The following is a 16,789-nucleotide window of genomic DNA, read 5'->3' on the forward strand; positions in this document are numbered from 1 at the left end:
CACCGGTGCGCCGAATAAAGTCACGGCACTCGCAAACGGGCCTGCCCGGTGCGCGGGGGACCGAGGAGACATCTTTCGTAGAATCAGAACAATCGACAAAAGGCATCCGGACGAGATGCCGTTTTTTTGAACAAGGCGCCGCTGGTCGGCGCCTTTTCTTTTGGTCCCTCTCATGGAAATTCTGGTGCTCACCCTGGCCTCGCTGTTCGCGGGCTTTGTCGATTCGATCGTTGGCGGAGGCGGATTGATCCTGGTGCCGGCACTGTTCAGCGTGCTTCCTGGCGCTGCGCCGGCCACCTTGCTCGGCACCAACAAGAGCGCCTCGGTCTGGGGCACAGCCGCGGCCACTGCGCAGTTTCATCATCGGGTCGGGCTGCGCTGGCGCACCTTGATTCCCGCTGCCGCCCTCGCCTTTTCCGGCGCACTGGTCGGCGCATGGGGCGTGACGGTGGTGCCAGGCGATTTCCTGCGCAAGCTGCTCCCCATCATTCTGGTGGTGCTGCTTCTCTATACCCTCGCGCGCAAGGACATGGGCCATCACCATGCGCCGAACTTCAGTGGCCGAGCAGAGTTGGCTGCAACAGCGCTGATCGGCTTCACCCTCGGGGTCTACGACGGATTCTTCGGCCCCGGCACCGGGAGCTTTTTCGTCTTCGTCTTCGTGCGCTGGCTCGGTTACGACTTTCTGAATGCGGCTGCGTCGGCCAAGCTGCTGAACACGATGACCAACCTGGGCGCCCTGCTGCTGCTCGGCCTCAAGGGACACGTGATATGGCGCTACGGCCTGGTGATGGCGGTCGCGAACGTCGCTGGAAGCGTGATCGGCGCTCGCGTCGCGATCAAGCATGGCGCGGGTTTCGTCCGAAAGGTTTTTATCGGGGTGGTGAGCGTGCTCATCCTGAAAACCGCATACGACGCTTTTCTGCGCTGAGCTCCCGCGTTGAAGCCTGCGGGTCGGCTTGCGATCTCAGGGAGCCGCTGACGCCGGAGCGGGAGAGCCGTCGGCAGGCCATGCGACCTCGCTGGCGACGCGCGGCTTGCCGATCGGAGCGGTGGCCTTGCCGACCTGGATGGCGGCGAGATCGGCCTCGCTCGGATACTGATTCATCAACCAGTAATCGAATACCCGGCGCGCAAGAGGCGCCGCCGCGCCTGCGCCCCAGCCGGCATTCTCGACAACGACCGCCACCGCGATCTTCGGATCATTCACCGGCGCAAAGGCCATGAAGAGCGCGTGATCGCGCTGGTGCTCTTCAAGTGCCTTGGCGTTGTACTTCGTGTTCTGCGCCTGGGTCACGGCCTGCGCCGTACCCGTCTTGCCGGCGGCCTGGTAGCCAGCGCCAGCAAACACACCCCGTGCCGTACCGGCGGTCACAACGGCAACCAGGCCGTCGCGCACCACGCCGATGTTCGCGCTCGTGAGGCCAATGTTCTCAGCCGGCGGCTGTTCGACCGGCTTGACCTGTCCGGTCACCGTGTCGCGCACAGCGAGCGCCAGATGCGGCTTGTGCTTCAAGCCGCCGTTCGCGACGATGGAGGTCGCCTGCGCCAGCTGCAGCATCGTGAACGCGTTGTAGCCTTGTCCGATGCCCAGCGAAATCGTTTCACCCGCATACCACTTCTTCTGCTCGGGGCGCTTGTAGGCATTGCGCTTCCATTCGGTGCTCGGCAGCACGCCGCGCACCTCGCCGCCGATGTCGATGCCGGTGATCTGTCCGAATCCCAGCGGCTTCATCGAATCGTGGATCAGGTCCACGCCCATTTCATTGGCCAGCGAGTAGAAATAGATATTGCTCGACAGTTGGATCGCGCGCCGCATGTCGACACCGCCGATGTTGCCTTCGGGACTGCCGAAGCGGTGGCCCCCGAAATTGAAATAACCCGGGTCATTGACCACCACGCTCGGACCGCGTTTGCCGGTCTGCAGCGCAGCCAGCGCCATGAAGGGCTTGTAGGTCGAGCCCGGCGGATAGGTGCCCCGCAGCGCGCGATTGAGCAATGGCTTGTCGATCGACTCACTGAGCTCCTTCCAGCTTTCGGTGTCGATCCCTTCCACGAAAAGATTCGGATCGAAGGTCGGCTTGCTCACGAAAGCCAGGATTTCCCCGGTCCTGGGGTCGATAGCGACCAGCGCTCCACGCCGGTCACCGAACATGTCCTCCACCAGCTTCTGCAGCTTGATGTCGATCGAGAGCATGACGGTGTTGCCCGGCGTTGCGGGATGCGCCGCAAGCCGCCGCACCGCGCGGCCGCCCGCCGACGTTTCCATCTGCTCGACACCGGTCTGGCCGTGCAGCGTTTTTTCGTAGCTCTGTTCGATGCCGAGTTTTCCGATGTACTCGGTGCCCTTGTAGTTGGCCAGGTCCTCGTCCTCCCAATCTTCCATGGCCGTCTTTTCGGCCTGGTTGATGCGGCCGATATAGCCCAGCACATGGCTTGCCAGTTCGCCGTTCGGGTAGTTTCGGAACAAGCGCGCCTTGATTTCAACGCCCGGGAAGCGATAGCGCTGCGCGGCAAAGCGGGCGACTTCCTCGTCGCTCAGGCGCGTGCGAATCGGCACCGAATCAAAACTGCGCGAGTCTTCGCGCAGGCGCTTGAACCGGCGCCGGTCGCGCGGCGAAATCTCCAGAACCTCACCAAGGCTGTCGATGGTTTCTTCGAGGTTGCCGACCTTCGAAGGCGTGATTTCGAGCGTATAGGCTGAATAGTTCGAAGCCAGCACGATGCCGTTGCGATCCAGAATCAGGCCGCGATTGGGCACCACGGGAACGATGGCGGTCCGATTGCTCTCAGCCTGCTCCGCCAAATCTTCATGGCGCACCACCTGCAGATAGACCAGCCGCATGCAAAGAAGGCCGAAACACGTCAGCACCACGAGGCCGATCACGACTACCCGGCGCTTGAAGCGCGAGAGGTCGGCGGCGACGTTTCTGATTTCGGTCATGACTGGATCAGCTTAGACGGGAGCAAGAACGAAAGCAATTGCTCACCTCGAAGTTCACTGGCGCAGGCAACTTCATCTAGAGCGGCCGGTTTGCGTCGGGTTCAGGCGCGCGGCGCTGCGGCGCCAGCAGGAGGAGGCTCACGAAAGGCCAGAGCACTGCCTCGATGACCGGCGCGATCAGCAGCGTCCAGCCGGGGAACACGCCGCCGCCGATCATCCGGATCGCGAGCTCGATGAGGTGGGACACCGCGAAGAGCGGCAGCACCTGCAGCGCTTGCGATACCACGGGAAACCACAGGAGCCGGCGGTGGATCATGATCGCGAAGAAACCGAGCGTCGTGTATGACAGCGCGTGCTGCCCGAGCATGGCCGACTGGTGCACGTCCATCAGAAGGCCGAACACGAAAGCAGCCCCGATGCCGATGCGAGCAGGCTGATGCACGCTCCAGAACACGATCACCAGTGCCAGCAGGTCGGGCGTCCATGCAGCCCGGCCGATCGGCACCATGTTGATCAGGAGCGCGACGACGAGGCTCGCCCACATGAACAATGGGCTGACGGGCAGCAGCAGCTGCTGCTGACCTGGGCGCATGATCATCGCGTGCGCCTCTCTTTCTTGTCGCCTTTGTCTGCCTTGGCGTCCGCCTTGGCATCGGCCTTGTCCGCCTTCTTCTTGGCGGCGGCGGCTGCTGCGGGCGCGACGGGGGCCGGCCGCGGCAAGGCCAGCACGCCCGCGGGTGCCAGCACGAGCACATAGCGCGCAGAGCTCACGTGTCCGACGGGCGCACTGTGAATGCGCGCAAAGGCGGATTCGGCACGGCGCTCGATGCGGTCGATCTTGGCGACGGGCAGCCCGGGCGGGTAAACGCCATCGACCCCGCTGGTCGTGAGGACGTCGCCTTCCTGCACATCCGCATTCGCCGCGATGAAACGCAGTTCAAGTCCGCCCCCGTGCGCGCTGGCATCGCCGAAGGCAACGCTTCGGGCGCCGGTGCGCGTGTTCTGCACGGGAATGGAAAGGTCGCGGTCGATCACCAGCGTGACCTCGCTCGTGAACGGTTGCACCTGCGTGACCTGGCCGAGCACGCCGTTCTCGTCGATCACAGGTGAGCCCGCAGCGATGCCGCTGCTCAGCCCCTGGTCGATGATCAACTTGCGGGTGTAGGGGTCGGCAGTGTCATAAAGCACCTCTGCCACCCGGCCCGGAGTCTGCGTGGTCTGGCGCAGTTCGAGCATCGCGCGCAGTCGCGCATTCTCCTTGGCGAGCGTGTCCGCCTGGCTTGCCCGCTCCGACTGCAGCGCGAGCGCCTTGCGCGCCTCTGCCTCGTTGTTTTGCGCGGTCTGCAGGTCTTCGAGGTAGCGTCCCCCACCGGCGACGAGTTGCACCGGCTTCAGCGCAAGCCATTGGATCGGATAAAGCACGGCGCCGATGCCGGTTCGCACCGGCTGCACGATGTTGAAGCGCGCGTCGGCCACCATCAGGAACAGCGCAAGCGCGCTGAAGAAGATCAGCTTGCTGAGCGCCGAAGGCCCCTGGTTGAACAAGGGCGGCGCGGTGCGATCTAGCGTCCCGAGCGGCATGACGAGAAGAGTGCCTTAAATTGAAAAAGCCGGCCCTGCGCAGACGCGGGCCGGCCATTTGCGCAACAGCCGCATTATTCGCTGGTAAAGATGCTTCCGAGCCGGTCCATGCGTTCCAAAGCGATGCCGCAGCCTCGCACCACGCAAGTCAGCGGATCTTCGGCCACGAGGACGGGCAGGCCGGTCTCTTCGGCCAGCAGCCGGTCGAGGTCGCGCAAGAGTGCGCCGCCGCCGGTGAGCATCATTCCGCGCTCGGCAATGTCGGCGCCCAATTCCGGAGGCGTTTGCTCCAGTGCGTTCTTGACGGCGGAAACGATGTTGTTGAGCGGATCGGTCAGCGCTTCGAGCACTTCGTTGCTGCTGATCGTGAAGCTGCGCGGCACGCCTTCGCTGAGGTTGCGGCCCTTGACTTCCATTTCCTTGACTTCGGAGCCAGGGAAAGCCGAGCCGATGCTCTTCTTGATGACTTCAGCCGTCGGCTCGCCGATCAGCATGCCGTAATTGCGGCGGATGTAATTGATGATGGCCTCGTCGAAGCGGTCTCCGCCGACTCGGACACTGCCCTTGTAGACCATGCCGCCTAGCGAGATGACGCCGACTTCGGTCGTACCGCCGCCAATGTCGACGACCATCGAGCCGCTGGCTTCGGAAACCGGCAGGCCGGCACCGATCGCGGCGGCCATGGGTTCTTCGATGAGATAGACCGACGTGGCGCCAGCGGCTTCGGCCGCGTCCTTGATGGCGCGGCGCTCGACCTGGGTCGAACCGCAGGGCACGCAGATGATGATGCGCGGGCTGGGCGTGAGCAGCGATCGCGGGTGCACCATCTTGATGAACTGCTTGATCATCTGCTCGGTGATCACGAAATCGGCGATCACGCCGTCCTTCATCGGGCGAATGGCTTCGATGTTGCCGGGCACCTTGCCCAGCATGGCCTTGGCTTCGCGGCCGACCGCCTGGATCACCTTCTTGCCGTGCGGACCGCCTTCATGGCGGATGGCGACGACCGAAGGCTCGTCAAGGACGATGCCCTTGTTGCGAGCGAAGATCAGGGTGTTCGCGGTGCCAAGGTCGATCGCGAGGTCGGTAGAGAAGTACCGACGGAAAGCTCCAAACATTGTGGAATCCTCTGGAGCACGGCATGCGCGTCGGCAGCCGTCGCCCTCTTGCTGGGTCGTTTTTGACGGGGTGGCTTGAAACGTTTTTGCGGCAAATGCCGCCGCGGTCGCGGGGGGTTGCGGCAAAGGCGGGATAATAACCGAATCCCTTGACGCTCCTAGCGTTTTGGCGCACCTTTTACAGGGTGCCATGGGCCTCGTTTTCACGTTCGCCAAGGCTTCTTTCTCCGATGTCCCTCACCACTTCCGATATCGCGCGCATCGCGTCCCTCGCGCGGCTCCAACTGGCTCCCGATGAAAGCGAACGCATGCGCGGCCAGATCAATGGCTTCTTCGACCTCGTCGAACAAATGCGTGCCGTCGACACCACCGGCGTCGAGCCACTCGCCCACCCCGTTGCGACCATCGAGGACGTGACCCTCCGGCTGGCCGAAGACGCCGTGACCGAGCCCAACAATCGCGAAGCCAACCAGCGCAGCGCGCCGGCCGTGGAGAACGGCCTGTTCCTGGTCCCCAAGGTGATCGAATGAGCGCCGCCCCGTTGCATCAATTGAGCGTGACCGAGCTCGCCAAGGCGCTGCGCGATCGCAAGGTGTCCGCCGTCGAAGCCGCCACCGAGCATCTGGCACGCATCGCGCAACACAAGGAACTGGGTGCCTTTGTCGCCATCGACGAAGAAGTGACCATGGTCCAGGCGCGCGCCGCCGACGCAAAGATCGCGGCCGGCCAAGCTGGCGCGCTAACGGGCGTGCCGATCGCCCACAAGGACATCTTCGTCACCGCCGACCTGCCCACGAGTGCAGGCTCGCGCATCCTCTCGGGCTATCGATCGCCTTTTGACGCCACCGTGGTGCGGCGCCTCGCCGAGGCCGGCGCAGTCACGCTCGGCAAGCTGAGCTGCGACGAATTCGCAATGGGTTCGGCCAACGAGAACGTGGCCGTACCCGCTGTCGGCTTTGATCATGCGGTGCCGGTGCGCAATCCATGGGATCCCACCCGCATTCCCGGTGGCTCGTCGGGTGGCAGCGCCGCCGTGGTGGCGGCACGGCTGGCGCCGGCTGCTACGGGCACTGACACCGGCGGTTCGATCCGCCAGCCCGCCTCGTTCTGCGGCATCACCGGCATCAAGCCGACCTACGGCCGCGCTTCGCGCTATGGAATGGTGGCGTTTGCCTCGAGCCTCGACCAGGCTGGTCCGATGGCAAGGTCGGCGGCCGACTGCGCACTGCTGCTCTCCGCGATGTGCGGACCCGACCCGGACCGCGACTCCACATCACTCGATCGCCCCGCCGAAGATTTTTCGCTTCGCCTGGACGAATCGCTTGAAGGCCTTCGCATCGGCGTACCCAAGGAATTCCTTGGCGACGGCGTCGCTCCTGGTGTGCGCGCAGCCATCGAATCGGCGCTCGCCGAGTACGAAAAGCTGGGCGCTCGCCGCATGGAGATCACGCTGCCGCGCACAGAGCTTTCCATCCCCGTCTACTACATCATTGCGGCCGCCGAGGCATCGAGTAACCTGAGCCGATTCGATGGCGTCAAGTTCGGCCATCGCGCCAAGGACTACCGGGACCTCGCCGACATGTACGGCAAGACGCGCGAAGAAGGGTTCGGCGACGAAGTCAAGCGGCGCATCATGATCGGCACCTACGTGCTGTCGCACGGCTATTACGACGCCTATTACCTGCAAGCCCAGAAGGTGCGCCGCATGATCGCGGACGACTTCCAGCAGGCGTTCAGGCAATGCGACGTCATTGTCGGTCCCGCGGCACCTACGGTCGCCTGGAAGCTCGGCGAGCATGGCGGCGACCCCGTGGCGGACTATCTCGCAGACATCTTCACGCTGCCCGCATCGTTGGCGGGCCTGCCCGGCATGAGCGTTCCGGCCGGCTTCGACGGTGGCATGCCGGTCGGCCTGCAACTGATCGGCAACTATTGCGACGAGGCCCGGTTGCTCAACGCGGCACACCGCTTCCAGCAGGCCACCGACTGGCACCAGCGCGCACCGGCCGGCTATTGATGGCGAAGAATTGACATGAGCGAAATCAACACTTTCGAAGCCGCGCAGAGCGGACGTCCGACAGGGCCGCTGGTGCGCGGCTATGAAGTCATCATCGGCTTCGAGACCCACGCGCAACTGTCCACCGCATCCAAGATCTTCAGCCGCGCATCGACGGCCTTCGGCGCGGAGCCGAACACGCAAGCGTGCGCGGTCGACCTCGCGCTGCCCGGCACGCTTCCGGTGATGAACAAAGGCGCGGTCGAACGCGCCATCAAGCTCGGCCTGGCGCTGGGCTCGCACATTGCGCCTCGCAGCGTGTTCGCGCGCAAGAACTACTTCTATCCCGATCTGCCCAAGGGCTATCAGATCAGCCAGTTCGAGATCCCCGTCGTGCAGGGCGGCTCGGTGAGCTTCTTCCTCGGCGATGAAAAGAAGACGGTGCGACTGGTACGCGCCCATCTCGAGGAAGATGCGGGCAAGTCGCTGCACGAAGATTTCATCGGTCAGTCGGGTATCGACCTGAATCGCGCCGGCACGCCGCTGCTGGAAATCGTGACTGAACCCGACATGCGCTCGACCGCCGAAGCCGTCGCCTACGCACGCGAATTGCACAAGATCGTGACCTGGATCGGTATCTGCGACGGCAACATGCAGGAAGGCAGCTTCCGCTGCGACGCGAATGTCTCCGTCCGCAGGCCCGGCGACCCGCTGGGCACGCGCCGCGAGATCAAGAACCTGAACAGCTTCAAGTTCATGCAACAGGCGATCGACTACGAGATCCGCTGGCAGATCGAAGAGATCGAAGACGGCCGCGAGATCCAGCAGGCGACAGTGCTCTTCGACCCCGATACGGGCGAAACACGCGCCATGCGAACCAAGGAAGACGCGGCCGACTACCGCTACTTCCCCGATCCCGACCTTCCACCGCTTGCGATCGCCGCCGAATGGATCGAGCGCGTTCGCGCGGAGATGCCCGAATTGCCTCGCGCGATGGCCGAACGCTACGTGCAGGCGCACGGCCTGTCCGAGTACGACGCCACCCAGCTCACCCAAAGCCCGGCGCTCGCACGTTACTTCGACGACGCCGCGAGCGCCGGCGCCTCACCCAAACTGGCCAGCAACTGGATCACCGGCGAAATCGCCCGCCGCCTGAACCAGCAGGACATCGCCATCACCGAAGCCCCCGTGAGCGCGGCGCAACTGGCAAAACTCATCCAGCGAATCAGCGACGGCACCGTATCGAACAACGCTGCACGCCAGGTATTCGACACCCTCTGGACCGGCGAGGGGCAGGACGTCGACGCGGTGATCGAAGCCAAGGGCCTGAAGCAGATGAGCGACACCAGCGCCCTCGAAAAAATCATCGAAACCGTCCTCGCCTCCAACCAGAAGAACATCGACGAATACCGCGCCGGCAAGGACAAGGCCTTCAACGCCCTCGTGGGCCAAGTCATGAAAGCCAGCCAGGGCAAAGCCAACCCCGCCCAAGTCAACGCCCTCCTGAAAGCCAAGCTAGGCTAGTGAGTCAGCCGCGGCGCGCATAAAACGTGAGCCCTTCTTCGCGAAACACCGCGGAACCGGCTCCGCCGGGCCGCTGGTGTTGCCCCCGGTAGGGGGTAGGCGAAGCGACACGAAGTGCGCATAGCCTGGGGGCGAGCAACAGGAACCCCGTGGAACCGGCTTCGCCGGGCCACCGGGGTTGCCCCCGGTCAGGGGGTGGAGAGCGACACGAAGTGCGCGAGCCTGGGGGCGAGTTACGTTTTCCAGAGGGGCTTAAGCCGAGCCAACTCTTCATCGAAGCGCGCATTGACGCGCTTCTTCTCTTCTTCCTGTTCCGCAATGAACCGGTTCTGCACCTCGACGCTCCTTGCGTTGTCTTCGGCCTTGCGGCGAATCGAGCCCGGTGCCTTGGACGGATCGGCCTTGTAGAACTCGAGTTCCTCATCGACTCTCTTGCGCTCGTCGGCCAGTTCGCTGAGGCGCTTTTTGGCGGCCAGGATCACGGCGTCGATCTGCACCAGCGCCTCGGCGCGCTCCCGGTTGTGCGCAGCCGCATTGGGATAACGGATCAGCAATGCACGTTCGCGCCGCCGTTCTTCGATCTGGCGTGACGCCAGGAGCTGCGCCTGGCGCTCGCGCTCTTCGCGCTCTGCCTGCTCGCGGGGTGTGTAGGTCGGTTCGACCTTGCGCCGTATCGTGCCACTCGGGTTCAGTTCGCGCTGCTCCCGGTCGATGCAGTCGGGAATAGGCCGGTCCGCCGTGATGGTGTGGCCTCGCGAATCGACGCAACTGTAGATTCCGGCATTGCTGCCGGCGCCGCCAGTGCCGCCGGCCGGCGAGCGCGCTGCGCCGGCTTGTTGCGCCTGGACTTCGCCGGCAATGACCAGCGTGAGCGCCAGGAATCCAATCAGTGCATAGGTTCTCGCCAACGTGAGTCCTTCAGGCGGGTTGAATCACCGCGCGCCGTAACGAGTCCTGTATGCCAGCACCGCCTGGTGATGGGCGCCCAGTTCGCCATCGGCGCGGCCTGAGAGGTACTGTAACAAGTCGTCCAGCGTTGCGATCGCAATCACGTGCAGTCCGAGCTGATTACGTACATATTGCACAGCGCTGTGGTCCACGTCCTGACCGTTCTCGGTGGCCTTCTCTTGACGATCGAGCGCGATCGCCACCGCGTGGGCGGTCGCGCCGGCGGCCCGGATCGCAGCAATCGACTCCCGCACCGCAGTGCCTGCAGACATGACGTCGTCGACGATCAGCACGCGTCCCTTGAGCGGCGCACCGACGAGCGAGCCGCCCTCGCCGTGGTCCTTCGCTTCCTTGCGGTTATAGGCAAACGGCACGTTGCGTCCGCGGCGCGCGAGTTCAGCGGCCAATGTGGCGCCAAGAGGAATGCCTTTGTACGCAGGGCCGAAGATCATGTCGAATTCGAGCCCGCTGGCGATCAGGCGGTCTGCATAGAATCCGGCGAGCCGCGCGAGCTTGGCGCCATCGTCGAACAAGCCCGCGTTGAAGAAATAGGGGCTCATGCGGCCAGCCTTGGTCTTGAACTGACCGAAGCGCAGCACCCCCGACTCCAGAGCGAACTGCACAAACTCCTGTGCCAGTGCGCCGCCCTCTTCAATCTCTCCAGCCATAGGGAATGTCCTTCGTGTTCAAACTGACCAGCCTCAACCTCAACGGCCTGCGATCGGCTGCCACCAAAGGCGTCGCCGACTGGGTGGCCGAACTGGCGCCGGATTGTATTTGCATGCAAGAAATCCGCGTGCAAGCGAGCGACATCGAAGGCAGGTTCGAGGAAATGGCGGGCTTGAAGGGCTACTTCCATTTCGCGGAAAAAAAGGGCTACGCCGGCACTGCGGTCTATACGAAGCATGCCCCGAGCGACGTCATCGTGGGCTGGGGCGATCGCGAGTTCGACGCCGAAGGCCGCTATCTCGAATTGCGCTTCGACACGCCCCAACGCAAGCTGTCGATCATCAGCTGCTACTTTCCGAGCGGCTCGTCAGGCGAAGAGCGCCAAGCCGCGAAGTTTCGATTCCTCAAGGGCTTCTTTCCGCATCTCGTGGCGCTCAAGCGGGAGCGCGAATTCGTGCTCTGCGGCGACATCAATATCGCGCACAAGGAAATCGACCTGAAGAACTGGCGTGGCAACCAGAAGAACAGCGGCTTCCTGCCCGAAGAGCGCGCATGGATGACCAACCTGCTGGACGCAGGCGCTGAAGGCGCCGGGCTGGTGGACGTCTACCGGATGCTCAAGCCCGAGACGACCGAAGAGGCCTACACATGGTGGAGCAACCGCGGGCAGGCCTATGCCAAGAACGTGGGCTGGCGGCTGGATTACCACCTCGCGACACCGCAGATTGCCAAGTTCGCGCGCAACGAATCGATCTTCAAGACGCTGAAGTTCAGCGATCACGCGCCGATCACGATCGAGTACGACTTCGCGCTGTAGCAAGGCCTATCGGGAGAGCGCCGGCAGCGCCTTGACGAGCGTTTCGCCGAAGGACCGCATCGCTTCGCTTTCGTACGCGCCGCGCTTGGTGATGCGAAAGAAATCCATGCCGACCTTCGGCTTGACCAGCACATCCGTACGCACCCGTTGACGGCGGCATGCCGCGAGCGCGAAGGTGGGCATCACGGCAGTTCCGAAACCCGCCTCGACCATCGAGATCATCGTGCCGAAGAAGTTGAACGACTGCCGCTGCTGCGCATCGGCACGGCCGATGGCGCCGAGATGAACGTCGATGACTCTCTGGATTGGATTGTTCTGCGGCAGTGCCAGCAGCTCCGCGGAACGCAGCGCCGACCATGACACCGTGCCCGTGGTCGACGAAGCATCCTCCGACTCGGCCGGCGCGACGCGCATTAGCTGAAAGCGGCCCACGGGCGTCCGGTCGAGTTCTGGCGCCGCCTTGAAGAAAAACCCCAGGCCCATGTCCGCTTCGCCGCTGACAACCAGCTCTTCGACGTTGCGCAAGTCGGCGTCGAAGAGGCGCAGGTTGACCGACGGGTGGTCCTCGCGAAACTGACGGAACACCTGCGGCAACAGGTTGGACGACACCAGCGGCGTTGCCGCGATGCGCAAAGTCTGCCGAGCGGCATCGCCCTCGATGCCGAGCCGCGAGGTGACATCGTCGAGATCGGTGACCACGCGCTCGACCACCGGCAGCAAGCGGCGGCCGGCCGACGTCAGACTCACCATTCGCGTGGTGCGGTCGAACAGGCGACAGCCGAGCTGGCGCTCCATCTCGCGCACGAGAGTGCTCAGCCCTGCCTGGGTCATGTGCGCTTGCTCGGCGGCTCGGGTGAAGTTTCCGATGCGGGCCACATGAAGAAAGGCGCGCATCTGACGGACCGACAGATTCATATGGTTTCATGATAGATCCATACGACATCTAAATTTCCCAAATGATCATCGCCTCGGTCTAATTCGCCTTTTGAAGTCCGGTGTCGGTGTTGGCACCGGAGGGGACAAGGGAGAAAAGGATGAGCGTGAGCAAAAGCAAGAGCATGACCAAGCAACCCGAAGTAGTCGTGCTGGGGGCTGGTATCGGCGGCTTGACCTTGGCGCTGAGCCTGCACCAGGCAGGCATCGCGTGCCGCGTGTACGAGGCGGTGCCCGAACTGAAGCCGCTGGGTGTCGGCATCAACCTTTTGCCACACGCGGTTCGCGAGCTGACCGAGCTTGGTCTGGCCGACGCACTCCAGGCCGTGGGCGTCCGCACGCAGGAATCGATCTTTTTCAATTCGCACGGGCAACTGGCATTTCGCGAAGCGGCAGGCAGCGCGGCGGGCTACGACTGGCCGCAATACTCGATCCATCGCGGCGACCTTCACAGCATCCTTCTCGCTGCCACGCTGGAGCGCCTCGGCGCCGATTCCGTGGTCTGCGGCCACCGTTGCGCCGGCGTGGACCAGGACGACACCGGCGTCACGGCGCGTTTCACTGCGCCGAACGGGGCGCCACTGGCCAGCGCGAGAGCCTCCGTGGCGGTGGGCTGCGACGGCATTCACTCGGTGCTGCGCAATCAGTTCTATCCCGATGAAGGCGCGCCGCGGTATTCGGGCGTCAACATGTGGCGCGGCACGGCCGTGCACAAGCCCTTTCTGTCGGGCGCGAGCATGGTGCGCGCAGGCTGGCTCGATCAAGGAAAGATGGTGATCTATCCGATCCGCAACAACGTGGACGGCCAGGGAAACCAACTGGTCAACTGGGTCGCCGAAATCCACGCGCCAAAGCCCGCGCTGCAGGACTGGAGCCGCCCCGGCCGCCTCGAAGACTTTCTGCCGGCGTTCGAGAACTGGCATTTCGATTGGCTCGACATCCCGGCGCTTATCCGCTCTTCAGACTCGATCCTCGAATACCCAATGGTCGACCAGGACCCTCTGCCGAAGTGGACGCACGGGCGCCTCACACTTTTGGGCGATGCGGCGCATCCGATGGTGCCGCGCGGATCCAACGGCGCCGGCCAAGCCATCATCGACGCACGCTATCTCGCGGGCGCACTGCACAAGCGGGGCGTGGGCAACTCGGCCCTCGAGGACTACGACCGCGTGCGCGTGAAAGCCACCACAAACGTCGTGCTCACCAACCGCAGCAATCCACCGGACACGATCCTTCGCGAAGTCTTCGAACGGACCGGCGGTCGGCGCTTCGAGCAACTGGACGAATTCGTGACGCAGCAAGAGTTGCAAACCATTTCGGACAACTACAAGCGCGTCGCCGGCTTCGACCCGGTCGCGCTGAAGAATCGTCCTTCATACCTTTGATTTTCGAGAACCAGAAGGAGACAACCATGCGCAAACTGACCCGATTCCTTGGCGCCTTTGCCATGGCTGCCAGCGCTGTCGCTGCCCATGCATGGCCCGATCAGCCGATCACGCTCGTCGTGCCGTACACGCCCGGCACAGGCATCGACCTCGTCGCCCGGCAGTTGTCGGCTCGGCTTCCCGCGTTGCTGGGCCAACCGGTCGTTGTCGAGAACATCGCCGGCGCCAGCGGCAACATCGGCAGCGAGAAAGTGGCGCGCGCCAAGCCTGACGGCTACACGCTCATGGTGCAAGTCAACACGCTGGTGATGAACAAGAGCCTGTACAAGTCGCTCTCATACGACCCCGTCAGCGACTTCACGCCGGTGTCTCTCACGTCATGGGGCACGTTGCTGCTGGTGACCAACCCCAGTGTGCAAAAAACCACTTCCGTTTCGCAGATGGTGGCCGCTGCGAAGGCCAATCCGGGCAAGCTGAACTACGCCACACCGGGCGTCGGCACACCGCACCATCTCTCGATGGCGATGCTCCTGCAAAGCTCCGGCGCGGAAATGCTGCACGTGCCCTACAAAGGCACCGCCGGGGCCGTGACCGATCTGCTCGGCGGACGCATCGACTACATGTTCCTGCCCGTGCATGTCGCGCTGCAGCACATCCAGGCCGGCAAACTCAAGGCCATCGCCACGGGCAGCGAAAAGCGCCTGCCCCAGTTGCCGGACGTACCGACGCTCGCTGAAGCCGGCATCAAGGGCGGCAACGTCGACATGTGGTACGGGGTGCTTGCACCCAAGGGCACGCCGCCCGCTGTGGTCGCACGACTCAACAAGGAAATCGGCGCTGTGCTCAAGCAACCGGAAGTCGCGAAAGCCTTCGAAGCACAGGGCATGGTGCCCGCGTCATCGACGCCTGAGGAATTCGGCGCGCTGATCAAGAAGGATGAGAAGCGCTGGGCCGAGGTGGTTCAGCGCGGCGGCATCACGGCAGACTGACGGCAGTCAGCGTCGATGGTCATCGCTCAGGCCGGCGGGCGCGGCCCGCGTGCCTCGCCATGTGCATTTCATGCAGCGTGATCTTGCGCACCTCCGACTGACTCGTCTCGATGTGCGCGCGCAGCAGCATGGCGGCCTGATCGCCACGGTTGGCGCGAATGGCCTTCAAGATCTTCGCGTGCTCGTCATAGGTGGCGTCGATACGCGGCTGCTTCGTGAAGTCGAGCCGACGAATGATGCGGATGCGGTCGGTCACGTCGCGGTGTACGCGCGCCATTTCGGCGTTGCCTGCTGCTTCGACCAGCGAGCAGTGAAAGGCCTCGTCCCACTGCGCGACCTGCACCGTGTCTGCGCTGCGCTGCGCAGTGGRCACGAGCCAGATGCCCGCGAGGCTGTCGAGCAGGCTGCGATCGACCCGATGATCGCTTTCGCACAGGCGATGCACCGCAGTGGTCTCCAGCACCATCCGCAAGTCATACAACTGCTCGAACTGATCGAAGTCGAATGGCAGCACCCGCCAGCCGCTGCGAAACAGAACTTCGACAAAGCCTTCCTGCTGAAGCCTGAAAAGCGCCTGCCGCACCGGCGTGCGCGACACGCCGAGTCGCTCACTGATTTCGTTCTCGGTAAAACGATCGCCAGGCACGAGGCTGAATTCGGCCACGTCACGCTTGAGTTGCGCATAGACCTCATCCGCGCGCGTACGGAACGCCGGTTCATGCAAAGCGGCTTGCGATGGAGCGATGGGGGATCGAACGGTCGGCACGTGGCAGATGTTAGTGCTTGCCGAGCGCAGCAAGCAACGAGGAACTCGGAGCCGTCCATCCGACGATGGCACCCTGCGCACGAATCATTTCGAGCGCAGCCGCCTTGAAGGCGGGAAAGTAGCTTTCGGTGCAATCTTCAAGCAGAAGGCAGTCGTAGCCGCGATCATTGGCCTCACGCATGCTGGTCTGCACGCACACTTCAGTCGTCACGCCACCGAAGAGCAGATGCGTGATGCCGCGCCGTCGAAGCATCTCGTGCAGCCCGGTCGCGTAGAACGCGCCCTTGCCGGGTTTGTCCACAACGATTTCTCCCTCGATGGGAGCGAGCGCGTCGATGATCTGGCTGCCCGGCTCACCCATCACCAGGATTCGGCCCATGGGTCCTTGATCGCCGATGCGCAAGCTCGGGTTGCCGCGATTGCGCTTGGCCGGTGGGCAATCGGAAAGATCCGGGCGGTGTGCCTCGCGGGTGTGAACGACAAGGCCGCCAGCATCTCGCCAGGCCTCGAGGGTTTTCTTGGTCGCCGGGACGATGGCTTCAAGCAACGAGACGTCGTTGCCCAAGCTCTCGCCGAAGCCACCCGGCTCTATGAAGTCGCGCTGCATGTCGATGAGGACCAGGGCGGTTTTCCGGAGGTCGAAATCGTAGGGGAACGGCGCGGCGGCTACTTGCATTTCATGCCTTCGATGGGGTGGGGTGGCGGAGGCGGACGGTGTGCCTTGGGCCGGCCGACGTCACCGGCCCTTCGGGCTGCCCTGCGCTGCTCACGGTACGCGGGGTCTCGCTCAAACTCGCCTGCGGCTCAAACAGTCGCGAGCCCTGATCCGCGTACCGCTGCGCTGCTCGGCGGTGCCTCAACGGCCGGCCCAAGGCACACCGCCCGCCTCCGCTGAGAGGGTGGGGGTGATTTGTCCGCTTCCCGCACTGCGATGGACTCGCAGGCTGCAGACGCTCGAAGCGCGCGCGCCCCCAGCGCAACCACTGAGCCCGGTATGCGGTGCGGGCTGTGCAACMCTTCTGCGCCGCCGAAGCGCGCAGACTCAGGCGGATCAGGGCCGCGTGTGTCTGAGCGCAGCGAGTTTCACGCGGACCCCGCCTGAGTCGAGCACTGCAGGGA

Annotated in this window: 16 protein-coding genes; 7 read left to right on the forward strand and 9 right to left on the reverse strand. The window is 63.9% G+C overall.

Annotation, left to right across the window (positions count from 1 at the left end):
* The first annotated feature begins 172 nt into the window (after positions 1 to 172).
* Positions 173 to 931 carry a sulfite exporter TauE/SafE family protein gene (locus AC1DSF_RS29275; RefSeq protein ID WP_478128831.1) on the forward strand — a complete coding sequence of 253 codons (759 nt, stop codon included), beginning with the start codon at positions 173 to 175 and terminating at the stop codon, positions 929 to 931.
* Positions 932 to 967: 36 nt separating this feature from the next.
* Here AC1DSF_RS29275 and mrdA read toward each other — a convergent pair whose 3' ends face one another.
* The 4 genes from mrdA to AC1DSF_RS29295 all read right to left on the reverse strand — a co-directional run bounded on the left by mrdA (position 968) and on the right by AC1DSF_RS29295 (position 5,643).
* Positions 968 to 2,944: a penicillin-binding protein 2 gene (gene mrdA, locus AC1DSF_RS29280; protein ID WP_478128832.1), complete on the reverse strand. Its 1,977-nt coding sequence runs from the start codon at positions 2,942 to 2,944 to the stop codon at positions 968 to 970.
* Positions 2,945 to 3,020: 76 nt separating this feature from the next.
* Positions 3,021 to 3,542: a rod shape-determining protein MreD gene (gene mreD, locus AC1DSF_RS29285; RefSeq protein WP_478128833.1), complete on the reverse strand. Its 522-nt coding sequence runs from the start codon at positions 3,540 to 3,542 to the stop codon at positions 3,021 to 3,023.
* Entirely contained in the window at positions 3,539 to 4,525 is a 987-nt protein-coding gene (gene mreC / locus AC1DSF_RS29290; protein ID WP_478128834.1) for a rod shape-determining protein MreC, read from the reverse strand. Before mreC ends, mreD begins: the two co-directional genes overlap by 4 nt.
* 74 nt (positions 4,526 to 4,599) lie before the next feature.
* A complete protein-coding gene (locus AC1DSF_RS29295; RefSeq protein ID WP_028249609.1) occupies positions 4,600 to 5,643 on the reverse strand; it encodes a rod shape-determining protein in 1,044 nt (347 codons plus the stop codon).
* 230 nt (positions 5,644 to 5,873) lie between these two features.
* Between AC1DSF_RS29295 and gatC the strand changes: the two genes are divergently transcribed.
* Genes gatC through gatB form a run of 3 tightly spaced genes read left to right on the forward strand, consistent with a single transcriptional unit; the run spans position 5,874 to position 9,163 of the window.
* Positions 5,874 to 6,173 carry an Asp-tRNA(Asn)/Glu-tRNA(Gln) amidotransferase subunit GatC gene (gene gatC / locus AC1DSF_RS29300; RefSeq protein ID WP_478128835.1) on the forward strand — a complete coding sequence of 100 codons (300 nt, stop codon included), beginning with the start codon at positions 5,874 to 5,876 and terminating at the stop codon, positions 6,171 to 6,173.
* On the forward strand, positions 6,170 to 7,660 hold the full coding sequence (gene gatA / locus AC1DSF_RS29305; RefSeq protein ID WP_478128836.1) for an Asp-tRNA(Asn)/Glu-tRNA(Gln) amidotransferase subunit GatA: 1,491 nt from the start codon (positions 6,170 to 6,172) through the stop codon (positions 7,658 to 7,660). Before gatC ends, gatA begins: the two co-directional genes overlap by 4 nt.
* Before the next feature lie 15 nt (positions 7,661 to 7,675).
* Complete coding sequence (gene gatB / locus AC1DSF_RS29310; RefSeq protein WP_478128837.1) at positions 7,676 to 9,163, forward strand: Asp-tRNA(Asn)/Glu-tRNA(Gln) amidotransferase subunit GatB; 1,488 nt, start codon at positions 7,676 to 7,678, stop codon at positions 9,161 to 9,163.
* A 233-nt stretch (positions 9,164 to 9,396) separates the two neighbouring features.
* Here gatB and AC1DSF_RS29315 read toward each other — a convergent pair whose 3' ends face one another.
* Positions 9,397 to 10,071, reverse strand: a complete 675-nt coding sequence (locus AC1DSF_RS29315) for a DUF4124 domain-containing protein (protein WP_478128838.1) — start codon at positions 10,069 to 10,071, stop codon at positions 9,397 to 9,399.
* A 24-nt stretch (positions 10,072 to 10,095) separates the two neighbouring features.
* Positions 10,096 to 10,779, reverse strand: a complete 684-nt coding sequence (pyrE, locus tag AC1DSF_RS29320; protein ID WP_478128839.1) for an orotate phosphoribosyltransferase — start codon at positions 10,777 to 10,779, stop codon at positions 10,096 to 10,098.
* 14 nt (positions 10,780 to 10,793) lie between these two features.
* Here pyrE and AC1DSF_RS29325 point away from each other — a divergent pair, with 14 nt between their 5' ends.
* Positions 10,794 to 11,597 carry an exodeoxyribonuclease III gene (locus tag AC1DSF_RS29325; RefSeq protein WP_478128840.1) on the forward strand — a complete coding sequence of 268 codons (804 nt, stop codon included), beginning with the start codon at positions 10,794 to 10,796 and terminating at the stop codon, positions 11,595 to 11,597.
* A gap of 6 nt (positions 11,598 to 11,603) precedes the next feature.
* Here the strand turns inward: AC1DSF_RS29325 and AC1DSF_RS29330 are convergent, their stop codons facing one another.
* On the reverse strand, positions 11,604 to 12,512 hold the full coding sequence (locus tag AC1DSF_RS29330; RefSeq protein WP_478128841.1) for a LysR family transcriptional regulator: 909 nt from the start codon (positions 12,510 to 12,512) through the stop codon (positions 11,604 to 11,606).
* Positions 12,513 to 12,631: 119 nt separating this feature from the next.
* Between AC1DSF_RS29330 and AC1DSF_RS29335 the strand changes: the two genes are divergently transcribed.
* Positions 12,632 to 13,915 carry a flavin-dependent oxidoreductase gene (locus tag AC1DSF_RS29335; protein WP_478128842.1) on the forward strand — a complete coding sequence of 428 codons (1,284 nt, stop codon included), beginning with the start codon at positions 12,632 to 12,634 and terminating at the stop codon, positions 13,913 to 13,915.
* 26 nt (positions 13,916 to 13,941) lie between these two features.
* Positions 13,942 to 14,904: a tripartite tricarboxylate transporter substrate binding protein gene (locus tag AC1DSF_RS29340; protein WP_478128843.1), complete on the forward strand. Its 963-nt coding sequence runs from the start codon at positions 13,942 to 13,944 to the stop codon at positions 14,902 to 14,904.
* A 19-nt stretch (positions 14,905 to 14,923) separates the two neighbouring features.
* Here AC1DSF_RS29340 and AC1DSF_RS29345 read toward each other — a convergent pair whose 3' ends face one another.
* Entirely contained in the window at positions 14,924 to 15,670 is a 747-nt protein-coding gene (locus AC1DSF_RS29345; protein WP_478183962.1) for a GntR family transcriptional regulator, read from the reverse strand.
* Positions 15,671 to 15,680: 10 nt separating this feature from the next.
* Positions 15,681 to 16,346, reverse strand: coding sequence for a cysteine hydrolase family protein (locus tag AC1DSF_RS29350; RefSeq protein WP_478128845.1), 666 nt, complete (start codon positions 16,344 to 16,346; stop codon positions 15,681 to 15,683).
* Positions 16,347 to 16,789 lie beyond the last annotated feature (443 nt).

This window comes from Variovorax sp. 01N429, assembly GCF_056399425.1.